Genomic DNA, 22072 nt, shown 5'->3' on the forward strand with positions numbered 1-22072 from the left:
ATCGATCATTCACTGGTGAGGGCCGCGACCGGGTCGAGGCGGGCAGCCTTGCGGGCCGGCATGAAACCGAAGATCACGCCGGTGATCAGGGCGCAGGCAAACGCCCCGGCCACAGCCGGCAGGGTGAACGCCACGGCCACCTTACTCAGCAGCAGCGCTGCGCCCATGCCCAGCGCCAGCACGATACCGGCCAGCCCGCCGACCACGGAAAGCATCACCGCCTCGGTGAGAAACTGCCGCAGGATGTCGCTCTGCCGCGCGCCGGTGGCCATGCGGATGCCGATTTCACGGGTGCGTTCGCGCACCGTCATCAGCATGATGTTCATCACTCCGATACCGCCGACCAGCAAGGAAATGGCGGCAATCGAGCCGAGCATCAGCGACAGGGTGTTCTGGGTGCGGGCTTCGGCCTGGATCATCGCGGCGTTGTTGGTCAGCTCGTAATCCTGTTTGCCGTGATGCAGCTGTTGCAGCAGGTTGCGTATCGACTGTTCAGCCTGTTTGACGTTGTTGGCGTCGCGGGTGGCGATGGTGATGTACTCGGGGTCCTGTGTGCCGAACAGGCGGATGCTGGCCGACGAGTAGGGGATGGCGATGCGATTGTCGCTGTCCAGATCGCCCGATGTGGCGCCTTTTTCCTGCAGCACGCCGACCACCTGAAAAGGCACGTTTTCGATCAGGATGTACTGGCCGACAGGGTCGCTCTGCTCGCCGAACAGTTTTTGGCGAACCTTGTAACCAATCACTGCCACGGCGGCTGCGTTCTGCTCATCAGCCTCGCTGAAATAACTGCCTTCCACCACCGGCCAGTTGAAGATCGCCGGAAAGTGCGTGTCATTACCGCCGACGTAACTGGAATGATCGAGGTTGCCGTAGCGCACCCCGGCCTGGCCGCCGTTGACCGGCATGATCATTTTCACCTCGGGCAACTCGCCCAGCGCAGCGACTTCCTCCAGGGTGATGACGCCCTTGGGCGCACGCGGGTTGGGCGCCTTGCCGTTGAGGTAAATGATGTTGGAACCGAACGAGGACATCTGCGCCATCACCTGACGTTTGCTGCCTTCGCCGACAGCCAGCATCACCACCACCGACGCCACGCCGATGACGATGCCCAGCAAGGTCAGCGCGGTTCGGAAGCGGTTGATCCACATCACTCGCCACGCCGCCCGAATCGCGTCGAACAGTTCGCCTTGCCAGGCGCTTTGGCTGCCGCTGCCTTCGCTCAGACGCTTGCGCAGGTCGACCGCCTGCAGCGCGGCTGGATTGACTGAGCGCTGCACGTCAGAAGCATCTTGAGCCGTATCACTGATCACCAGCCCATCGCTGATCTCGATGACCCGTTTGGCGCGCGCCGCCACTTCGCGATCATGGGTGATGAGGATCACCACATGGCCCTGGCTCGCCAGTTCGTCGAGCAGAGTCATGACCTCCGCGCCACTGTGGCTGTCCAGCGCACCGGTGGGCTCGTCGGCGAGGATGATGTGCCCGCCATTCATCAAGGCGCGGGCGATGGACACCCGTTGCTGCTGGCCGCCGGACAACTGGTGCGGCCGATTGCCGGTGCGCGACGCCAGGCCCAGCCGGTCGAGCAGGGCGGCGGCTCGGGCATGACGCTCTGCGGCGGGCGTCCCGGCGTAGATCGCCGGCATCTCGACGTTTTCCTGGGCCGAGCCGGACGGAATCAGGTGATAGCCCTGAAACACGAACCCGAATGCCTCGCGGCGCAGCCAGGCGAGTTCGTCGCTGCCCAGCGCGGCGACGTTTTCTCCGGCGAACAGGTATTCGCCCGAGGTTGGACGGTCCAGACAACCGAGGATGTTCATCAGCGTCGACTTGCCGGACCCGGAAGCGCCGACAATCGCCACGAACTCACCGGTATGAATCGACAGATCGATGCCGCGCAGCACGTTGACCAGCGGGCTGTCGCCTCCGCCGTAGGATTTGCGAATGCCTCGCAGGTCGATCAGCGGCGTGCGCATTCAGCCCCCGCTGCCGACAGAGGCGGGCACCAGCAGGCGCTCACCTTCATTCAGGCCGTCGAGTACCTGCACGCGCAGGCGGTCGCTGATGCCGGTGCGTACCTGACGGTTCTGCACCTCGCCATTGGCAGACAACACCTGGGCGGTCTGCCGATCGGTCTGCGCTCCGTTTCGCAACGCCGCGAGTGGCGCGGTAAGTGTGTTCTCGGCTTTATCGGCGACGAAAAATATCTGCGCGGTCATTTCTGCCATCAGCGCCTGATCGCTGTTATCCACGTCCAGCAGCACGGTGTACAACACCACCCGGCCACCGCCGTTCTTGCGCGCACTGCTCGGGCTGCCGCCGCCCTGATTGGCTTGATCCAGCGGCCTGGGCGGTACTGGCAGGATCTGTCGCACGGTGCTGCTCCAGCGCCGGTTGCCGCCGCTCAGGGTGGTGAAATAGGCAGTCATGCCGGGTTTGACATGGCCGATATCGGCTTCCGAGACCTCGGCCCAGACCGTCATCGGCGACAAGCGGGCGATGCGCAGAATCAGCGGCGTCTGTTGTTGTGCGTTCAGCGTCTGGCCTTCACGTGCGTCGAGGGCCACCACTGTGCCGCTCATGGGCGCGAAAATACGGGTGTAGCCCAGCGCTGCTTCGTCGCTGCGCAGGGCGGCCTGGGCTTCGAGAATCTGCGCCTTGAACATGTCGACCCGTGCCTGGGTGGCGCGAAATTCCGATTCCGCAGCCTGCACGTCCTCGGCCCGCGTGGCACCGCCTGCGGCGAGGCGCTTCTGGCGCTGCTGCTTCTGTTCGGCCAGTTCGTGCAGCGCACGCTGTTCCTGCAATTGCGCCTTGAGGTTGTCGATGGCGTAGCGTGCGGCGTCGAGCTTGGCTTTTTGCGTCGAAGGATCGATTTCGACCAGCAAGTCGCCTTCCTTGACCTGATCGCCGACCTGGGCGTGGATTTTCATGATCTGCCCGCTGGCCTGCGAGCCCACGTCCACGTAGCTGCGCGGCTGCAGGGTACCCAACGCCGTGACGCTGTTTTCGATCGTGCCGCGGGTCACCGTCACAGTTGCGGCGCTGCTTTTGCTGTCGGGCAGGATCTGCCAGGCGCATACGGCAATGACCGGGAACAGGCACAGCGCCACCAGGAGGGCGCGTCGAGGATGTCGAGAGCGTTTCATGCAGATTCCTGCGCTGGGAGATCAGTCGGTCGGTGAGCGACGGCCACGAGAGCTGCCCTTTAAACGAGGCATGCCGGCAGGAATTTAGCGTCGATCACGGGTTGTCCGCTTCGGCTAAACATCAGCGTCCGTGCTTCGTTTAACGGGAGCGGCTAATTCGGGTCGTCTTGTCGAGTTGGAGTCAGCGTGATTATTTTCAGACCCCTGTGCGGTTTTCTGTTTGCAGGTCTTTCATTCGCTGTGATTTTGCCTGCGCAGGCCTTGGTTGAGCCTGGAAATCAGGCGGCCAGGGCCGAGATCCGGCGGACCGGTTTTGGCGTGCCGCACATCGTTGCCGCCAATGAGCGCGGTCTGGGCTACGGCATCGGTTATGCCTACGCGCAGGACAACCTGTGCCTGCTGGCCAATGAGGTGGTCACCGTCAATGGCCAGCGCTCGCGCTATTTCGGCCCGGACAAGGCGACCCTTGAGCAGCGCAACAACATGGCCAGCGACCTGCTGTTCCAGTGGCTCAATACGCCGCAGGCACTGGCGGATTTCTGGAATGCGCAGCCGCGGGAGATTCGCCAGTTGATGCAGGGTTATGTCGCCGGTTACAACCGTTCGCTGGCCGAGCAGACCACCCAAGGCCTGCCGCAACCCTGTGCGGCCGAGTGGGTTCGACCGATCAGCACCGATGATCTGCTGCGTTTGACCCGCCGCCTGCTGGTCGAGGGGGGCGTTGGGCAGTTTGCCGAAGCGCTGGCCGGTGCCACGCCGCCTGCACAGCAAAAACCACTGCAGGTCGATGCTCAGCAGGCTCAGGCGCTGCAACTGGCCGCTGCGCGTAACCAGCGTTTTGCTCTGGAACGCGGCAGCAATGCCGTGGCAATAGGACGCGAGCTGTCCGCCAACGGACGCGGCATGCTGTTGGCCAATCCGCATTTCCCATGGGGCGGCGGCATGCGTTTCTATCAAATGCACCTGACCATTCCCGGCAAACTCGACGTGATGGGCGCAGCGCTGCCGGGCCTGCCGCTGATCAACATCGGCTTCAATCAGCATCTGGCCTGGAGCCATACCGTCGACACGTCGAAACACTTCACGCTGCATCGCCTGCAGCTCGACCCGAAGGATTCCACCCGTTACCTGCTGGATGGCCAATCGGTTGCCATGGGCAAGCAGCAGGTGAGTGTCGACGTGAAGCAAGCGGATGGCAGCCTGAAGTCGGTGCCACGCATCGTCTATTCGTCCATATTCGGTCCGGTGGTGCAATGGCCGGGCAAGCTGGACTGGGATAGTAAGTTTGCCTTCAGTCTGCGTGATGCCAACCTGCAAAATGATCGGGTGTTGCAGCAGTGGTATGCGATGGACAAGGCCGACAGCCTCAAGGCGTTTCAGGATTCGGTACGTAAGATCCAGGGCATCCCGTGGGTCAACACCCTGGCGGTGGATGCCCAGGGGCAGGCGCTGTACATGAACCTCTCGGTGGTGCCGAACGTTGATGCCGCCAGGCTTGCCAGGTGCAGTGATCCGCGCATCGGCACAGAGCTGATCGTGCTCGACGGCTCGCGCAGTGAATGCAACTGGGAGGTCTCCGCAGAGGCAGCACAAGCCGGCATCTATCCGTCCTCGCGCCAGCCGCAGTTGCTGCGGACCGATTTCGTGCAGCATTCCAACGATTCGGCGTGGATGGTCAATCCCGCTGCGCCGCTGCAGGGCTTTTCGCCGCTGATCAGCCAGGACGGCCAGCCGCTGGGACAGCGAGCACGTTTTGCGCTGGATCGGCTGGAGAGCCTGAAGACGGCGGGCAAGATCAGCGTCGAGAACCTGCAAGCGATGGTCATGGACAACGAGGTCTATCAGGCCGGGCAAGTGCTGCCGGATCTGCTCACATTCTGCGCCTCGGAGCTGGGTGACGACGCTGCCCGTCTGGCACCGTTGTGCGCTGCACTGAAAGACTGGGACGGGCGCGCTGACCTGAACAGTGGCATCGGCTTCGTGTACTTCCAGAAGATCATGACGTCCATGCAAGCTGTTGCCTCACGCTGGCGCGTCGCGTTCGACCCGCAGGACCCGGTTCACACGCCGAGCGGGCTGGCGATTGAAAACTCATCTGTTGCCACCGCACTGCGCGCGGCCATGCTCGCAGCGGTCGATGACGTGGCCAAGGCAGGCCTCCCGGCAGGCAGTAAATGGGGCGACATTCAGGTCTCCAGCATCAGCGGCAAGCAGATCCCGATTCACGGCGGTCCGGCCGGGCTCGGCGTCTACAACGCCATGCAAACGGTGGCGGGCAAGGACGGCAAGCGCGAGGTGGTCAGTGGCACCAGCTACCTGCAGGTGGTGACGTTCGACGAGCAGGGCCCCAAGGCGCAGGGTTTACTGGCGTTCTCGGAATCGAGCAATCCACAGTCAGCCCATTCAAGTGACCAGACTGAAGCATTTTCAAAAAAACAATGGCAGGCGTTGCCGTTCACTGAACAGCAGATCAAGGCTGATCCTGCGTATGAGGTGCAGGTGATAAGCGAGGAGCCTGATCGCTGAAAGAGGCAAGAAAAGCGTTTGGGCCATGCGGCCCAAATGCGCTTATCGGCAATCAGCCGCCGGGTGTATCGATATCAGCGTCAACACCCGTGGTTGGCTGATGATTGCGTAAGTCCTCGGTTTTTTCTTCCGGCTCATGGTCAGGCACATAGGCGCTGTCGCTGGTTGACTGGCTCTGCGACTGAGTCTGTGACTGGCTGGGGGAAGGCGTCTGGCCCTGGCTCTGGCCATTGCCCTTTTCAGTCTCGGGTTTCACGTCCCCGACTTGCGGCTCGATTGCCGGATCGTTGCGGTCCGGGCCCGGGCTGGCAGGTGCGTCCTGATTTGGCGTCGGTTCTTTCTGACGTTGCGGTTCGATAGACATGAGTACCTCGATATCTGGTTCAGAAAATGTGCTGACAGAGTTTCGAGGCAGGTTTTTTCAGATCGTTCGATGGAAAGTGCCCAGCGGAGCTGGGAGCTGGGAGCTACAAGCTGCAAGCTACAAGCAAGAGCAGTTCTGCTTTTTCTTGAAGCTTGAAGCTTGAAGCTTGAAGCTTGAAGCTTGAAGCTTGCAGCTTGCAGCTTAAAACTTAAAGAACCTGCTTGATCGCGTCACACACTACGTCGATGTTCTTCTGATTCAGCGCGGCCACGCAGATACGGCCGGTGTCCAGCGCGTAGATGCCGAACTCGCTGCGCAGGCGCTGGGCCTGTTCGGCGGTCAGGCCGGAGTAGGAAAACATGCCGCACTGACGAGCGACGAAGCTGAAGTCCTGACCGGCCGGGTTATCAGCCAGACGCTCGACCATCGCCTTGCGCATGCCCTGGATGCGCAGACGCATTTCGCCCAGTTCCTCTTCCCACATTGCACGCAACGTCGGGTCGTTAAGCACCGCAGCGGAGATGATCGCACCGTGGGTCGGCGGGTTGGAGTAGTTGGTGCGGATCACGCGTTTGACCTGGGACAGGACGCGAGTGGTTTCTTCCTTCGATTCGGTAATGATCGACAGCGCGCCGACGCGTTCGCCATACAGCGACAGCGATTTGGAGAACGAGCTGGAGGCGAAGAAGGTCAGGCCCGACTCGGCAAACAGGCGCACTGCCAGCGCATCTTCCTGAATACCCTGACCGAAGCCTTGGTAGGCCATGTCCAGAAACGGCACGTGGCCCTTGGCCTTGACCACTTCCAGCACTTTTTTCCAGTCATCCAGGCTCAAGTCGACGCCGGTCGGGTTGTGGCAGCAGGCGTGCAACACCACCACCGAGTTGTTCGGCAGGTTGTGCAGGTCTTCGAGCATGCCGGCACGGTTCACGTCGTGAGTGGCAGCGTCGTAGTAGCGATAGTTCTGCACCGCAAAGCCTGCGGTTTCGAACAGCGCACGGTGGTTTTCCCAGCTCGGGTCGCTGATGGCGACGACGGCATCGGGCAGCAGCTGCTTGAGGAAATCGGCACCGATCTTCAGTGCGCCGGTGCCGCCGACCGATTGGGTGGTCAGCACGCGGCCCGAGGCGATCAGCGGCGAATCAGCGCCCAGCAACAGTTTTTGCACGGCCTGGTCATAGGCGGCAATACCGTCGATCGGCAGGTAGCCACGCGGAGCATGCTGGGCGACACGGACCTTCTCGGCTTCGGCCACGGCGCGCAGCAGGGGAATGCGCCCGTCTTCATCACAGTAGACGCCTACGCCAAGGTTGACCTTGGTGCTGCGGGTGTCGGCGTTGAAGGCTTCGTTGATACCCAGGATCGGATCGCGGGGTGCCATTTCGACAGCGGAAAACAGGCTCATGGTGCGGCGGCTCTTGGTGAAGAGTGGGAAGGGGACACGCTGAGGCTCGATGCGCCAAAGCGGTGCGCAAACAGAGCGTAGTATAGAGAGCATCCCCTCAGTGATCGACAGTGCAGGGCGGGTTTTTTACAGGTTTTTGCGCATATTTGTAGAACGTTCGTTCGGTTAAAACCTCAATGCTTTAAGTGGATGCCTTGAAAGGCTGATATATGACTCCATCTATTAGCCATCACTTCAAAACATCGCACGCCTGCTTCCCGGCGGGAACGGCTGTTTGCGATGATTTCGTCATGGCGCGCCGTCATGCGCCGACGAATATTTCCAGTTGTGCCGTCGAGGCGGTCAGGTCGCGGACAGATTCACGCGAACCCGTCACACGCGCACCATTCAAGAGGTCAGTTATGTCCGAGTTCCAGCTCGTTACCCGCTTTGAGCCAGCCGGCGATCAGCCCGAGGCCATTCGCCAACTGGTCGAAGGGATCGACGCAGGGCTCGCGCATCAGACCTTGCTCGGGGTGACCGGCTCGGGCAAGACGTTCAGCGTCGCCAACGTGATTTCCCAGATCAAGCGTCCGACGCTGGTGCTGGCACCGAACAAGACCCTGGCCGCGCAGTTGTATGGCGAATTCAAGGCGTTTTTCCCGAACAACGCCGTGGAGTATTTCGTTTCCTACTACGACTACTACCAGCCCGAAGCCTATGTGCCGTCGTCCGACACCTTCATCGAGAAGGATGCGTCGATCAACGACCACATCGAACAGATGCGCCTGTCGGCGACCAAGGCGCTGCTGGAGCGCAAGGATGCGATCATCGTCACCACGGTGTCGTGCATTTACGGTCTGGGCAGTCCGGAAACCTATCTGCGCATGGTCATGCACATCGATCGCGGCGACAAACTCGATCAGCGTGCCTTGCTGCGCCGCCTGGCCGATCTGCAATACACCCGTAACGACATGGACTTTGCCCGTGCGACCTTCCGGGTGCGCGGCGACGTGATCGACATCTACCCGGCCGAATCCGATCTGGAAGCGATCCGGGTCGAACTGTTCGATGACGAGGTCGAGAGCCTGTCGGCGTTCGATCCACTGACCGGCGAGGTGATTCGCAAGCTGCCGCGCTTCACCTTCTATCCGAAAAGCCACTACGTTACCCCGCGCGAAACGCTGATCGAGGCGATGGAAAACATCAAGGTCGAGCTGCAGGAGCGCCTCGAATACCTGCGCAGCCAGAACAAACTGGTGGAAGCCCAGCGTCTCGAGCAGCGCACCCGTTTCGATCTGGAAATGATGCTCGAGCTGGGCTACTGCAACGGTATCGAAAACTACTCGCGCTACCTGTCGGGTCGTCCGTCCGGTGCGCCGCCACCGACCTTGTTTGACTACCTGCCCCCCGATGCCTTGCTGGTGATCGACGAATCCCACGTCAGCGTGCCGCAGGTCGGCGCGATGTACAAAGGTGACCGTTCGCGCAAGGAAACTCTGGTCGAGTACGGCTTCCGCCTGCCGTCGGCACTGGATAACCGGCCGATGCGCTTCGATGAGTGGGAGGCGATCAGCCCGCAGACCATTTTCGTCTCGGCGACTCCGGGTAACTACGAGGCCGAGCACGCCGGGCGTATCGTCGAGCAAGTGGTGCGTCCGACCGGCCTGGTGGACCCGCAGATCGAGATTCGTCCGGCGCTGACCCAGGTCGACGACCTGCTGTCGGAAATTCACAAGCATGCTGCGCTTGAGGAGCGGGTACTGGTCACCACGCTGACCAAACGCATGTCCGAGGATTTGACCGACTACCTGAGTGACCACGGCGTGCGGGTGCGCTACCTGCACTCGGACATCGATACGGTGGAACGTGTCGAAATCATCCGTGACCTGCGACTGGGGACGTTCGACGTGCTGGTGGGCATCAACCTGCTGCGCGAAGGTCTGGACATGCCTGAAGTGTCACTGGTGGCGATTCTCGATGCCGACAAGGAAGGCTTCCTGCGCTCCGACCGTTCGCTGATCCAGACCATTGGCCGGGCGGCACGGAACCTCAACGGCCGGGCGATTCTGTATGCCGACCGGATTACCGGCTCGATGGAGCGCGCCATCGGCGAGACCGAGCGACGTCGCGAGAAGCAGATCGCCTTCAACCTGGAACACGGTATTACGCCCAAAGGCGTATTCAAGGACGTCGCCGACATCATGGAAGGCGCCACCGTGCCTGGCTCGCGCAGCAAGAAGCGCAAAGGCATGGCCAAAGCCGCCGAAGAGAACGCCCGCTACGAGAACGAACTGCGCTCGCCGAGCGAGATCAACAAACGCATTCGCCAACTGGAAGAAAAAATGTACCAACTGGCCCGCGACCTGGAATTCGAAGCCGCTGCGCAGATGCGCGACGAAATCGGCAAACTGCGCGAGCGCTTGCTGGCGGTTTGATTGGCTAGCCGACTCTCGCGTCAATCCGCGTTGATCATCGTGCCAATGCTCTGCGTTGGCATGCCGTTGTCAAATCTCAATCCACCTGACAGAACTGCCGTGTGACGCGGAGCGTCACGAACTGCATTCCCACGCGGAGCGTGAGGAACGATAGTCATCAACTCCCGAGCCGTGCCTTTAGCCAAATTGCCCTAAAGTGCTTTTTGAGCGCGATGGCACAGACGACGCAGAGTGCGACGTAAGTGACGGCTGAGTCCTGGCGCTGATCCGGGGGTAGCCTGGCAGGACGCCAGGCTAGCCGCACCGGACCATGGATGGTCCGTTGCGGCGACCCCCGGATCAGTGACAGGGCGAAGGAACCCGACGAAGTCGGGCCGGAAACAGGAGCGAGGGGGTTTGCCTACTTTGGCCCCATCAAAGTAGGTCGCCGAGGGGCGAAAAGGTGACCTGAGCCGAACCTCAATCCACCTGACGGCGCAGAGCCGTCGTGTGACGCAGAGCGTCACGAACTGCATTACCACGCGGAGCGTGGGAACGATATCCACGCCGAGCAGGGACTTTGCTCACTTTGGTCCCTCAAAGTGAGTCGCCGAGGGGTGAAAAGGTGACCTGAGCCGAACCTCAATCCACCTGACATCGCAGAACCGCTTTGTGACGCAGAGCGTCACGAACTGCATTCCCACGCGGAGCGTGCGGAACGAGAACTATCGTGGCTTGAAGCCTTTTTTCAGCACCCATCGGGCCCTGTGAGCAGCGCTGAGCGCGGAGCGCGAACGCAATCACATTGCCCGTGCTGGAGCCCCATGCCCCCGGCCTGTTAACATTCCGCGCTTGATCGACCTCATTCGGGATTTTCCATGACCACCGTTCGTACCCGCATCGCGCCATCGCCCACAGGCGACCCCCACGTCGGCACGGCCTACATCGCGCTGTTCAACTACTGCTTTGCCAAACAGCATGGCGGCGAGTTCATCCTGCGCATTGAAGACACCGATCAACTGCGCTCTACCCGCGAGTCCGAACAGCAGATCTTCGACGCACTGCGCTGGCTGGGCATCGACTGGAGCGAAGGCCCCGACGTCGGTGGTCCTCACGGTCCCTACCGGCAGAGCGAGCGCGGCGACATCTACCAGAAATACGCGCAGCAACTGGTCGACATGGGCCATGCCTTCCCGTGCTTCTGCACCGCCGAAGAACTCGACCAGATGCGCGCCGAACAGCAGGCCAAGGGCGAAACCCCGCGCTATGACGGTCGTGCCTTGCTGCTCTCCAAGGAAGAGGTTCAGCGCCGCCTGGATGCCGGCGAGCCACACGTTATCCGCATGAAAGTGCCGACCGAAGGTGTCTGCGTAGTACCTGACATGCTGCGTGGCGAAGTCGAAATCCCGTGGGACCGTATGGACATGCAGGTCCTGATGAAGACCGACGGCCTGCCGACCTACTTCCTCGCCAACGTCGTCGATGACCACCTGATGGGCATCACCCACGTACTGCGCGGTGAAGAATGGCTGCCATCGGCGCCGAAACTGATCCTGCTGTACGAATACTTCGGCTGGGACAAGCCGCAGTTGTGCTACATGCCGCTGCTGCGTAACCCCGACAAGAGCAAGCTGTCCAAGCGCAAGAACCCCACCTCAGTCACCTTCTACGAGCGCATGGGCTTCATGCCCGAGGCGATGCTCAATTACCTGGGGCGCATGGGCTGGTCGATGCCTGACGAGCGCGAGAAGTTCTCCCTGCAGGAGATGGTCGACAACTTCGACCTGTCGCGTGTTTCGCTGGGCGGGCCGATCTTCGATATCGAGAAGCTTTCCTGGCTCAATGGCCAATGGCTGCGTGATCTGCCGGTCGAGGAGTTCGCCTCGCGTCTGAAGACCTGGGCGCTGAATCCTGACTACATGATGAAGATTGCACCGCATGTGCAGGGCAGGGTAGAGACCTTCAGTCAGGTCGCACCGCTGGCCGGCTTCTTCTTCGCCGGTGGCGTCACGCCTGATGTGAAGCTGTTCGAGCACAAGAAGCTGTCCCCGGAGCAGGTGCGTCAGGTGATGCAACTGATCCTGTGGAAGCTGGAATCGCTGCGTCAGTGGGAGAAGGAGCGGATCATGGGCTGCATCCAGGCCGTGGTCGAGCATCTCGAACTCAAGCTGCGTGATGCCATGCCACTGATGTTCGCTGCGATCACCGGCCAGGCCAACTCGGTGTCGGTGACCGATGCGATGGAAATCCTCGGTCCGGACCTGACCCGCTTCCGGCTGCGTCAGGCCCTCGATTTGCTCGGTGGCGTTTCCAAGAAAGAAAACAAGGAATGGGAAAAGCTTCTGGGCTCTATCGCCTGAGGCATTACCTGTTCCTGTGAATCGCCCCCGGTTTTCCGGGGGTTGAATGGTAAGTGGTTGTATTACCGACAAAAAAGTTTGCAGATTGTAGAAAATAAATTTGACAGCCCTGTCACTCACGCTTAATATGCGCCCCGTCCACTGATGTGGGGCTTTAGCTCAGCTGGGAGAGCGCCTGCATGGCATGCAGGAGGTCAGCGGTTCGATCCCGCTAAGCTCCACCAAATTTAGCGTTTCAGAGTGCTGCTACACTGCTCTGAAATGATGTGAAACAAGCGGATCCAGCGACCGTTTGCTTTACGAGAAGGTTTTGTCCCCTTCGTCTAGTGGCCTAGGACACCGCCCTTTCACGGCGGTAACAGGGGTTCGAGTCCCCTAGGGGACGCCAGTTTCACCGAGTGATGCCGGAAGGTTGATCTCCGCCGAGAGGCGTAAATCCGGGGCTTTAGCTCAGCTGGGAGAGCGCCTGCATGGCATGCAGGAGGTCAGCGGTTCGATCCCGCTAAGCTCCACCAATTTTGCCAGGGTTCATCGTTCGATGAACCTGACTGAAGGTTTTGCGTCCCCTTCGTCTAGTGGCCTAGGACACCGCCCTTTCACGGCGGTAACAGGGGTTCGAGTCCCCTAGGGGACGCCACGATTTCCCGCTCTGCGGGACCAAGGGTCATTCGATTATTGAATGGCCCTTTTGTTTTTTAGGGGTTTGAAAACCCCTCCTTTCTGTTTTTATCTATTGCCACACTCAACTGTAACCGACTCTCGTGCCGATACTGCGTTGGCATGCCGTTCGGGACACTCCGCGTCCTCTATGCGTTCGCAACGCAGTGCGCCGCGAACTGCATCCTCGCGCTACAGCCCTCATGGTTATACATAAGTCTTGTGGGAGCGAGCTTGCTCGCGAAGAGGCCGGTATAGCTCCCAGGAAATAGGGGTTGGATGCATCGTCTTCGTGAGCAAGCTCACTCCCACAGGTCTGTGTCCAGTCTGCACGTACGGTTTCAGGCCTTTTATCCGGGCTTATCCAGACTTGTGTGTGACTCTGAGCGCTGTAGCGTGAAGAGCAAAAGGCGTTCCGAGGGGCGCTTTTCATGCCAGCGCGTGTGAACGCGCGCCATGACCCGCTACACTCCCGCCAATCACATCTACTCAAGCAGGAGCACGCATGGTCTGGGATCGGGCAACGCCTTTCGTCATTGATCTGAATGTCGCCGCCGAAGACATCGACGGGCTGGGGCACGCCAATAACGCCGTCTATGTGTCCTGGCTGGAGCGCTGTGCCTGGCGTCATTCGCAGTTTCTCGGGCTGGACCTGACTGAATATCGGCGTCTGGACCGGGCCATGGCGGTGGTCAGGCATGAGATCGATTACCTGGCCAGCGCCTACGAGAACGACGAACTGCAGTTGGCGACCTGGATCGTCGACTGGGACCGCCGCCTGAAAATGACCCGCTGCTTTCAGCTCAAGCGTCCTGCCGACAACCTGACGCTATTACGCGCGCAAACCACCTTTGTCTGCATCGAACTGTCCAGTGGGCGACCCAAGCGCATGCCTGCCGAGTTCATCGAGGGCTATGGCGCAGCCATCTCTGACAGCGCCGTTCCCAATCCGCACGTCGGGCAGTAAACTGGCGGACTTTTTTTCGAGTGTGACCCATGCAAATTGCTCTGGCGCCCATGGAGGGGTTGGTCGACGACATCCTGCGTAATGTGCTGACGAAAGTCGGCGGCATCGACTGGTGCGTGACCGAATTCATCCGGGTGTCCGAGCGTTTGATGCCGGCGCACTACTTCTACAAGTACGCTTCGGAGTTTCATAACGGCGCGAAGACTGACGCCGGTACGCCTTTACGGCTCCAGCTGTTGGGCTCCGATCCGGTGTGTCTGGCCGAGAATGCCGCGTTCGCCTGCGAGCTGGGCGCGCCGGTGCTGGACCTGAACTTCGGTTGCCCGGCCAAGACCGTCAACCGTTCCCGTGGTGGCGCAGTTCTGCTCAAGGAGCCGGAACTGCTGCACACCATTGTCAGCCAGGTGCGCCGTGCTGTGCCCAAAGACATACCGGTCACCGCCAAGATGCGTTTGGGCTACGAAAACACCGACCTGGCGCTGGATTGCGCCAGAGCGTTGGCTGACGGCGGGGCCGAGCAAATCGTCGTGCATGCGCGCACCAAGGTCGACGGCTACAAGCCGCCGGCGCACTGGGAGTGGATCGCGCGCATCCAGGAAGTGGTCAAGGTCCCGGTAGTTGCCAACGGGGAAATCTGGACCGTTGAGGATTGGCGGCGATGCCGCGAAATCTGCGGCGCGCGGGACATCATGATCGGTCGCGGGCTGGTGGCGCGCCCCGATCTGGCCCGGCAGATTGCTGCGGCGCAGAAGGGCGAAGAGGTCGTGCCAATGACCTGGGACGCGTTGCAGCCGATGCTGCGGGTCTTCTGGCAGGACTGTCTGGTGAAGATGACGCTGATTCAGGCACCGGGTCGGCTCAAGCAGTGGCTGGTGCTGCTGACCAAAAGCTACCCCGAGGCGATCCTGATGTTCAATACGTTGCGCCGCGAGACCGACTGCGATCGCATCAGCGTATTGCTGGGCTGCGCGCCCGGTTGCTTACCCAAAAGCTGATCCCGACGAACGGTCAAAAAAATCCTGAAAAAAGTCTCTTGAAAAGCGAAAGGCTGTCCCTATTTTGGTGATCAGGCGATGCCGAAAACGGGTCGCTTAAACCACTCGCTGATAAACAGGAGAATTGTTATGGCTACTGCATTTTCTCTGGCTCCACTGTTTCGCAACTCAGTGGGATTCGACCGCTTCAACGACCTCTTCGAGTCGGCGGCGCGAAATGAGACAACCAGCGGCTATCCGCCCTACAACGTCGAGCGGCACACCGATGACCATTATCGAATCGTGATCGCTGCAGCAGGCATGCAAGAGCAGGATCTCGAGTTGCAGGTTGAAAAAGGTGTGCTGACCGTGATCGGCAACAAGCGCGAGCAAGAAGCCGAAAACGTGACGTATCTGCATCAGGGTATTGCCCGGCGTGAATTCAAGCTGTCGTTCAGGCTGGCGGACAATATCGAGGTCAAAGGGGCCGATCTGTCTCACGGCCTGCTGAATATTGACCTGGTGCGCAACGTGCCGGAAGAAGCGAAACCGAAACGCATTCCGCTCAATAGCCAGAAAGCGCTGGAAAACTGATCCGTCAGGTGATGTTGAGTCAGCGGCACGTAACAGGGAAGGCGCCTCAGGGCGCCTTCCTTTTTTTCAGTCCTGATGTGCGGTTTGCTGCGCAGGCCGTTTGAGCTCCAGCAAGGACTCGAACTGCGGGCCTGGCAGCGGTTCGCTGAACAGATAGCCCTGATAGGTGTAGCAGCCGACTCTTTCAAGAAACGCCAGTTGCTCGGAGGTTTCCACGCCTTCCGCGATCACGTTCAGGTTGAGGCTCTGCGCCATGGCGACGATGGCGCGGATGATTTCTGCGTCATTGGGGTCGTTGGTGGCGTCCTGGACGAAGGACTGGTCGATCTTCAGCGTATCCACCGGCAAGCGCTTGAGATAGGTCAGGGACGAATAGCCGGTGCCGAAATCATCCATCGCAAAGCTGACGCCCAGCGCCTTGAGGCTGAGCATCTTGAGAATGGTGTCGTCCAGATTCTGGATGACGATACCTTCGGTGATTTCCAGCTTGAGCATGGACGCCGGCAACTGGTGCAGCGTCAGGCTGCGCTCCACGCGCTCGATGAAATCGTGCTGGAGAAACTGCCGCGGGCTGATATTGACACCCATCAGGAATTTGTTTTCCGGGATCAGCCCTTGTCTTAACAGCAGGCCGCCGGTTTTGCAGGCTTCATTCAGAATATGGCTGCCGACCTCCAGAATCATCCCGCTTTCTTCAAGTATCTGCACGAACTGATCGGGCGCCAGCAAGCCGTATTCCGGGTGTTGCCAGCGCAGCAGGGCCTCGGCGCCGGTGATGTATTCGTTGCGACAGTCGACCTGGGCCTGGAAGTGCAGGTGAAATTCGTTGCGGGTCAGGGCCAGGCGCAAGTCATTTTCCAGGCGCAGACGCTGGCTGACGGCCTGTTGCATGGACACATGGAAAAACTGTGAAGCGTTACGCCCGCAATCCTTGGCCCGATATAGAGCGATATCGGCGCGCTTGAGCAGATCGGCCGGGGTCAGGCCATCATCCGGAATCAGCACCACGCCGATGCTCGGGGTGACCTGCAGGCGATGGCCGTCGAGAAACATCGGCTCGGCCAGCAGGTTGCGCAGGTTGTCGGCCAGCTCCCGCACTTGTCGGGTGACCTCGTCCTGCGAGCCTTCCAGGCCGCAGATCAATACCACGAATTCGTCGCCGCCCAAGCGCGCCACGGTGTCTTCCTGGCGCACGCTGGCTTCCAGGCGCGCGGCGATGATGCTCAGAACGCTGTCGCCCACCGGATGGCCGAGCGAGTCATTGATGTGCTTGAAATGGTCCAGATCGAGAAACAGCAGGGCGCCGCGCAGGTTCTGGTGCTGAAGCAGCGACACCTGCTGGCTCAGGCGGTCGAGCAGCAGTGCGCGATTGGGCAGCCCGGTCAGCGGGTCGTGATAAGCCAGGTGCTGAATCTGCGCCTGGGCATTTTTAAGCGCGCCGATGTCGCGGGCGTTCATCAGCAGGCAAGCGGTGTTGTTCAGGGTGATGAACTCGACCGATATATCCAGCACCAGCGGCGCGCCATGCTTGTCCCGACCGTCCATTTCGCGGTGATGCACGCGGCCTTTCTGGCGCAGTTCTTCAAGCATGTGTTCGCGCTGCAAGGTGTCGGTCCAGATGCCGACTTCATGCGCTGTACGGCCAAGCACTTCCTGGGCGCTGAAACCGGTCAGGCGGCTGAAGCCATCGTTGACCTCGACGTAGCGGCCCGAGTCGATTTCAGTGATGGTGATCGAGTCGGGGCTTGAATGAAACGCCTTGGCAAATTTTTCCTCGCTGGCCTCCAGGGCGACCTGAGCGCACTGTTGGGTAATGTCCATCAGGGTGCCGGACAGCCTGACGGGCTGGCCCTGTTCATCCCGATAAATCCGCGCGCGGCCTTCAAGCAGGCGTGACGTGCCGTTCTTCAATTGAAACCGGTAGGTGACTTGCAGGCAGTCCTGCCCGGTTTCGAGTGCCGCAGCGTAGATTGCACGCATGCGACGGCGTTCTTCGGCGGGCAGGCTGCCGAAGAACTGCCCGCCAGACTGGTCGACGGGCAGTGCCGGCATGCCGTGCAACAGCGCCGCGCGTGCCGAAGCCTGCAGCCGGTTGCGGACGATATCCAGATCCCAGGTGCCCATTTGCGCCAGGTCCAGTGCCAGCTCCAGGCGATCACGGGTTTCCTGCAGGGCCCGCTCTGCGTCTTTCAGCGACAGCCTGGCAGAGGCCGTCTGTACGGTGGTTTTCGGCGCGGCGTTATCCGGTGGGTTGGGCATGTTATCCGAGCCTTTGATCGATGGAGCCGCCAGAGCGATCTGTCTGCGGCCTGCAGCCTCTATTCACTGTGTCTGCGCATCGAGCAGTTTCATGAATGCCCGTGCCGCATTCGATAGCGTGCGTTCGGTGTGCAGGATGTAGCCTAGCTGGCGATTGAGCTGTACGCCCGGCAGCGGAATGCGCGCCACCTGCTCGTCGAGCATGGTGCGCGGCAGAACGCTCCAGGCCAGGCCTATGGAAACCATCATTTTGATGGTCTCCATATAGTTGGTGCTCATGGCGATGTTGGGCTTGAGGCCCTGGGCCTCGCACAAGCCGCTGACAATGTGATGGGTAAACGTGTTACCGCCGGGAAATACCGCCGGATAGCGCACAATATCCTCCAGCTTCATCGGGCCGCTGTTGGCCAGCGGGTGCTCGGGTGCAGCGACGAAATCCAGCGGATCGTCCCATACGGGCACGGCGCGGATCAGTGCATGCGGCTCGGGCGCCAGTGTAATGACTGCCAACTCGGCGCGCCCGTGAAGAATTTCTTCATAAGCGATTTCCGAATCCAGGAACTGAATGTCCAGTGCAACCTTCGGGTAAGTGCGGGTAAAGGCCCGTAATATCGGCGGCAAACGGTGCAGGCCGATGTGATGGCTGGTCGCCAGAGTCAGCCGCCCGGTGACTTCCCCGGTCAGGTTGGTCAGTGCCCGGCGGGTGTCATCCAGCACGTTGAGAATCTGGTAGGCGCGTGGCAGCAGGGCGCGTCCGGCCTCGGTCAGACTGACTTCGCGGCCCAGGCGATCGAACAGGCGCACGTTGAGTTGCTGCTCCAGACCGGCGATGCGCTTGCTGATGGCCGGTTGGGTCAGGTAAAGGCGTTCGCCTGCCCCGGAGAAACTGCCGGTCTCGGCAATGGCGATGAAGGCATTGAGGTTGGCCAGGTCCATGGTCAGATTCCAGTTGGTTATCCAAAGTATGAAAATTATGAATTTGAGTTATTTAAGCATATTCCATAGGATGACCGCACAAGCCAAAGGGTCATCGCCACGATTGCCCAAGGCATAGAAACAAGCTGATGAGGAAGTACGTCCGATGGCCGGGAAAACGCTCTACGACAAGCTCTGGGATTCGCATTTGGTCAAACAGCGCGACGACGGTTCGGCGCTGATCTACATTGACCGTCATATCATCCATGAAGTGACCTCGCCGCAGGCGTTCGAAGGTCTGCGGCTGGCGAAGCGCAAGCCGTGGCGGATCGACTCGATCATCGCCACGCCTGACCATAACGTGCCGACCACGGCCGAACGCAAGGGTGGCATCGGTGCCATCGAGGATCAGGTGTCGCGCTTGCAGGTGCAGACCCTCGACGACAACTGCGACGAGTACGGCATCACCGAATTCAAGATGAATGACCCGCGCCAGGGCATCGTCCATGTGATCGGCCCGGAGCAGGGCGCAACCCTGCCAGGCATGAGCGTGGTCTGCGGCGACTCGCACACCTCTACCCACGGTGCATTCGGTGCGCTGGCCCACGGTATCGGCACTTCCGAGGTCGAGCACGTGCTCGCCACCCAGTGCCTGGTCGCCAAGAAAATGAAGAACATGCTGGTCTCGGTCGAAGGGCAATTGCCGTTCGGCGTGACGGCCAAGGACATCGTGCTGGCAGTGATTGGCAAGATCGGCACCGCAGGCGGTAACGGTTACGCCATCGAGTTCGCCGGCAGCGCGATTCGCGACCTGTCGATCGAAGGGCGCATGACCATCTGCAACATGTCCATCGAAGCGGGTGCCCGGGTCGGCATGGTGGCCACCGACGAGAAGACCGTCGAGTACGTCAAAGGCCGTCCGTTCGCACCCAAGGGCGCGGAGTGGGACCTCGCTGTCGAAGCCTGGAAGGACCTGGTGTCCGACCCGGACGCTGTGTTCGATACCGTGGTCAGGCTGGACGCCGCACAGATCAAGCCGCAGGTCAGCTGGGGCACCTCGCCGGAAATGGTCCTCGCGGTCGATCAGAACGTGCCGGACCCTGCGCAAGAGCCGGATCTGGTCAAGCGCGGCTCCATCGAACGTGCGCTCAAGTACATGGGCCTGAAAGCCAATCAGCCGATTACCGATATCCAGCTGGACCGGGTATTCATCGGTTCCTGCACCAACTCGCGCATCGAAGATTTGCGTGCTGCTGCGGATGTCGCCAAGGGCCGCAAGGTGGCTTCAACCATCAAGCAGGCCATCGTGGTGCCGGGTTCGGGGCTGATCAAGGCGCAGGCCGAGAAGGAAGGGCTGGACAAGGTGTTCATCGAAGCCGGCTTCGAATGGCGTGAACCGGGCTGCTCCATGTGCCTGGCGATGAACCCGGACCGCCTGGGTTCCGGCGAGCATTGCGCGTCGACCTCCAACCGTAACTTCGAAGGTCGTCAGGGCGCCGGTGGCCGGACGCATCTGGTGAGTCCGGCGATGGCCGCTGCCGCTGCAGTGAATGGCCGTTTCATCGATGTTCGCGACCTGATCCAGCACTGAGGAGTCCCGTATGAAAGCCTTTACCCAGCACCATGGCCTGGTCGCTCCTCTGGATCGTGCCAATGTCGACACCGACCAGATCATTCCCAAGCAGTTTCTCAAGTCGATCAAGCGCACGGGTTTTGGCCCGAACCTGTTCGATGAATGGCGTTATCTGGATGTCGGCCAGCCGTATCAGGACAACTCCAAGCGCCCGCTGAACCCTGACTTCGTGCTCAATCATGAGCGGTATCAGGGTGCCAGCGTGCTGTTGGCCCGGGAGAACTTCGGTTGCGGTTCCAGCCGCGAACACGCGCCTTGGGCACTGGAAGAGTACGGTTTCTGCGCAATCATTGCGCCGAGCTACGCGGACATCTTCTTCAATAACAGCTTCAAGAACGGCTTGTTGCCGATCATCCTGTCCGAGGAAGACGTTGATCAACTATTCAAGCAGGTGGAAGCCTCGCCCGGTTATCAGTTGAGTATCGATCTGCAGGCGCAGACCGTGACCCGTCCGGATGGCAAGGTCCTGAGCTTTGAAATCGATGCGTTCCGCAAGCATTGCCTGCTCAATGGTCTGGACGACATCGGCCTGACGCTGATGGACGCCGAGGCCATCGCCGGTTTCGAGAGCAGGCACCGCGCCAGCCAGCCGTGGTTGTTCCGCGACTGATCGATTGATCGATCGACAGCGGATGCATGTTTGCCAGTAAGGTGTAATTGCGCCTTGCTGGCAAAAGTGTTTTGGCCGGACGCTAAATTTTCTGTGGTATTGAGCGTTTCAAGCAGGCGTTGTCAAAGACGCCGATGCACAAAATCGAGGATGTTATGAGCAAGCAGATTCTGATTCTCCCAGGTGACGGTATTGGTCCGGAAATCATGACCGAAGCGGTCAAGGTGCTGGAGCTGGCCAACGAAAAGTATCAACTGGGCTTTGAATTGACCCACGACGTGATCGGCGGCGCGGCCATCGACAAGCACGGCGTGCCGCTGGCCGATGAAACCCTGGAGCGTGCCCGTGCGGCCGACGCCGTGCTGCTCGGCGCAGTCGGCGGACCGAAATGGGACACCATCGAGCGTGACATCCGTCCTGAGCGCGGTCTGCTGAAAATCCGTTCGCAACTGGGCCTGTTCGGCAACCTGCGTCCGGCGATCCTTTATCCGCAACTGGCCGACGCGTCGAGCCTGAAGCCGGAAATCGTCGCCGGCCTGGATATCATGATCGTTCGCGAGCTGACCGGTGGCATCTATTTCGGCGCGCCACGCGGCACGCGGGTGCTGGATAATGGCGAGCGTCAGGCTTACGACACGCTGCCTTACAGCGAAAGCGAGATCCGCCGCATTGCCAAGGTCGGTTTCGACATGGCCATGGTGCGTGGCAAGAAGCTCTGCTCGGTGGACAAGGCCAACGTGCTGGCGTCCAGCCAGCTGTGGCGCGAAATCGTCGAGCAGGTCGCCAGGGATTACCCTGAAGTCGAACTGAGCCACATGTACGTCGACAACGCTGCCATGCAACTGGTGCGTGCACCCAAGCAGTTCGATGTGATCGTGACCGACAACCTGTTCGGCGACATCCTCTCCGATCAGGCATCGATGCTCACCGGCTCCATCGGCATGCTGCCGTCGGCCTCGCTGGACACGGCCAACAAGGGCATGTACGAGCCATGTCACGGTTCGGCGCCGGACATCGCCGGCAAAGGCATCGCCAACCCGTTGGCGACCATTCTCTCGGTGTCGATGATGCTGCGTTACAGCTTCAATCTGACCGATGCGGCCGATGCCATCGAAAAGGCTGTCAGCCTGGTTCTGGATCAGGGTATCCGCACCGGCGACATCTGGTCGGAAGGCAAAGTCAAAGTCGGTACGCAGGAAATGGGCGATGCGGTAGTCGCCGCGCTGCGGAATCTGTAATCTCTCTGGCCCGCCGCCTGCT

15 protein-coding genes and 4 tRNA genes are annotated in these 22072 nt (G+C 60.5%); 13 read left to right on the top strand and 6 right to left on the bottom strand.

The annotated features are described in order from the left end of the window. Positions 1-5: 5 nt before the first annotated feature. Both KBY02_RS20630 and KBY02_RS20635 read right to left on the bottom strand, forming a co-directional pair. On the bottom strand, positions 6-1979 hold the full coding sequence (locus KBY02_RS20630; RefSeq protein ID WP_011267356.1) for a MacB family efflux pump subunit: 1974 nt from the start codon (positions 1977-1979) through the stop codon (positions 6-8). Then, complete coding sequence (locus KBY02_RS20635; protein ID WP_011267357.1) at positions 1980-3152, bottom strand: efflux RND transporter periplasmic adaptor subunit; 1173 nt, start codon at positions 3150-3152, stop codon at positions 1980-1982. It lies immediately after the preceding gene. Between the two features lie 186 nt (positions 3153-3338). Here KBY02_RS20635 and KBY02_RS20640 point away from each other — a divergent pair, with 186 nt between their 5' ends. Beyond that, the gene (locus tag KBY02_RS20640; RefSeq protein ID WP_096127023.1) at positions 3339-5678 is read left to right on the top strand and encodes an acylase; all 2340 of its coding nucleotides are present in this window, start codon (positions 3339-3341) and stop codon (positions 5676-5678) included. 52 nt (positions 5679-5730) lie between these two features. Here KBY02_RS20640 and KBY02_RS20645 read toward each other — a convergent pair whose 3' ends face one another. Then, on the bottom strand, positions 5731-6042 hold the full coding sequence (locus KBY02_RS20645) for a hypothetical protein (protein WP_003407694.1): 312 nt from the start codon (positions 6040-6042) through the stop codon (positions 5731-5733). Between the two features lie 208 nt (positions 6043-6250). After that, on the bottom strand, positions 6251-7447 hold the full coding sequence (locus KBY02_RS20650) for an amino acid aminotransferase (RefSeq protein WP_003407696.1): 1197 nt from the start codon (positions 7445-7447) through the stop codon (positions 6251-6253). Positions 7448-7848: 401 nt separating this feature from the next. Here KBY02_RS20650 and uvrB point away from each other — a divergent pair, with 401 nt between their 5' ends. The 9 genes from uvrB (at position 7849) to KBY02_RS20695 (ending at position 15395) form a co-directional block, all read left to right on the top strand. Continuing rightward, positions 7849-9864: an excinuclease ABC subunit UvrB gene (gene uvrB / locus KBY02_RS20655; protein ID WP_225650725.1), complete on the top strand. Its 2016-nt coding sequence runs from the start codon at positions 7849-7851 to the stop codon at positions 9862-9864. Between the two features lie 857 nt (positions 9865-10721). Next, complete coding sequence (gene gltX, locus KBY02_RS20660) at positions 10722-12203, top strand: glutamate--tRNA ligase (protein ID WP_011267360.1); 1482 nt, start codon at positions 10722-10724, stop codon at positions 12201-12203. A 148-nt stretch (positions 12204-12351) separates the two neighbouring features. Beyond that, positions 12352-12427: transfer RNA gene (locus tag KBY02_RS20665), tRNA-Ala, on the top strand. Between the two features lie 88 nt (positions 12428-12515). Then, positions 12516-12591, top strand: a tRNA-Glu gene (locus KBY02_RS20670). A gap of 51 nt (positions 12592-12642) precedes the next feature. Next, positions 12643-12718: transfer RNA gene (locus KBY02_RS20675), tRNA-Ala, on the top strand. Positions 12719-12764: 46 nt separating this feature from the next. Beyond that, a tRNA-Glu gene (locus KBY02_RS20680) sits at positions 12765-12840 on the top strand. Positions 12841-13365: 525 nt separating this feature from the next. Further along, positions 13366-13827 carry an acyl-CoA thioesterase gene (locus KBY02_RS20685; RefSeq protein ID WP_003397383.1) on the top strand — a complete coding sequence of 154 codons (462 nt, stop codon included), beginning with the start codon at positions 13366-13368 and terminating at the stop codon, positions 13825-13827. Between the two features lie 29 nt (positions 13828-13856). Then, positions 13857-14822 (top strand): tRNA dihydrouridine synthase, encoded by a 966-nt coding sequence (locus tag KBY02_RS20690; RefSeq protein WP_024660961.1) that lies wholly within the window; start codon positions 13857-13859, stop codon positions 14820-14822. Positions 14823-14951: 129 nt separating this feature from the next. Beyond that, a complete protein-coding gene (locus tag KBY02_RS20695; protein WP_003316521.1) occupies positions 14952-15395 on the top strand; it encodes an Hsp20 family protein in 444 nt (147 codons plus the stop codon). A 66-nt stretch (positions 15396-15461) separates the two neighbouring features. On the opposite strand, the gene KBY02_RS20700 is transcribed toward KBY02_RS20695, so the two are convergent. Both KBY02_RS20700 and KBY02_RS20705 read right to left on the bottom strand, forming a co-directional pair. Then, a complete protein-coding gene (locus KBY02_RS20700) occupies positions 15462-17654 on the bottom strand; it encodes a putative bifunctional diguanylate cyclase/phosphodiesterase (RefSeq protein ID WP_024660962.1) in 2193 nt (730 codons plus the stop codon). Positions 17655-17717: 63 nt separating this feature from the next. Beyond that, a complete protein-coding gene (locus KBY02_RS20705; protein ID WP_003345646.1) occupies positions 17718-18590 on the bottom strand; it encodes a LysR family transcriptional regulator in 873 nt (290 codons plus the stop codon). 145 nt (positions 18591-18735) lie between these two features. Here KBY02_RS20705 and leuC point away from each other — a divergent pair, with 145 nt between their 5' ends. From leuC to leuB, 3 genes are all read left to right on the top strand, one after another. After that, positions 18736-20160 carry a 3-isopropylmalate dehydratase large subunit gene (gene leuC / locus KBY02_RS20710; RefSeq protein ID WP_003406190.1) on the top strand — a complete coding sequence of 475 codons (1425 nt, stop codon included), beginning with the start codon at positions 18736-18738 and terminating at the stop codon, positions 20158-20160. A gap of 10 nt (positions 20161-20170) precedes the next feature. Further along, positions 20171-20812 carry a 3-isopropylmalate dehydratase small subunit gene (gene leuD / locus KBY02_RS20715; protein ID WP_011267363.1) on the top strand — a complete coding sequence of 214 codons (642 nt, stop codon included), beginning with the start codon at positions 20171-20173 and terminating at the stop codon, positions 20810-20812. Positions 20813-20967: 155 nt separating this feature from the next. Further along, positions 20968-22050: a 3-isopropylmalate dehydrogenase gene (gene leuB / locus KBY02_RS20720; RefSeq protein ID WP_011267364.1), complete on the top strand. Its 1083-nt coding sequence runs from the start codon at positions 20968-20970 to the stop codon at positions 22048-22050. Positions 22051-22072 lie beyond the last annotated feature (22 nt).

The organism is Pseudomonas sp. P129 (genome assembly GCF_020312195.1).
GTDB lineage: Bacteria > Pseudomonadota > Gammaproteobacteria > Pseudomonadales > Pseudomonadaceae > Aquipseudomonas > Aquipseudomonas fragariae.